Raw genomic sequence first — 633 nt, 5'->3', positions numbered from 1 at the left:
ATCTTCTTATAGCCACAATTTTGTCTTTTTTTAGGGCAGCCGTTACAGACAAAGGTAGCTTTGTCTAGTAAAGGACAAGGAAGGTTATGGTCTGTAGACTCTCGGACTTGTCTGTTTCGTTTGACCTCTTTGGAAACAGTAGTTGGGTCTTTTAGAATGGATTGTCCAATAGCTTTGAATGTTTCACCGCGCTCTAAACCTAATTGGATATCATTACGGTCGGAAAGGGTAAGATGTTTATGTTTTGTCATAGTAGACCTCATTTCTAACTCAAACGTCTCACACTTAATTCCACCATAAAAATCCGTTTTAGACTAATTTCCACTTTGGTCAGGCGAGTGGAAGTTACTTTGAGAAGTTACCGTCATGCAAAAAAGTAAAAAAAGTTTAAAAAAGTAGTTGACAAGTCAGAAAAAGCCTGTATAATAGTAAGAGTTGAAAATAACAACTCTGGTCCGTTGGTCAAGGGGTTAAGACACCGCCTTTTCACGGCGGTAACACGGGTTCGAATCCCGTACGGACTATGGTATGTTGCGGTTGAAACACTTGATGAAAAAAAGTTTCAAAAAAACTTAAAAAAGTGTTGACAAGCGAAAGCGACTGTGATATACTAATATAGTTGTCGCTTGAGAG

The 633-nt window shown here is 38.5% G+C and carries 1 protein-coding gene and 1 tRNA gene; one reads left to right on the top strand and one right to left on the bottom strand.

The genetic code is table 11. The features are described from left to right. On the bottom strand, window positions 1-251 hold a 251-nt coding region (locus tag HT689_RS09525; protein WP_173227065.1), incomplete at its 3' end, for a helix-turn-helix domain-containing protein. Between the two features lie 201 nt (window positions 252-452). Between HT689_RS09525 and HT689_RS09520 the strand changes: the two genes are divergently transcribed. Next, window positions 453-524: transfer RNA gene (locus tag HT689_RS09520), tRNA-Glu, on the top strand. Window positions 525-633: the final 109 nt, after the last annotated feature.

It is taken from the genome of Streptococcus sp. 2342, assembly GCF_013276795.1.
In the GTDB taxonomy this organism is placed as follows: Bacteria; Bacillota; Bacilli; order Lactobacillales; family Streptococcaceae; genus Streptococcus.
This window is presented reverse-complemented; position numbering and strand designations above follow the sequence as displayed.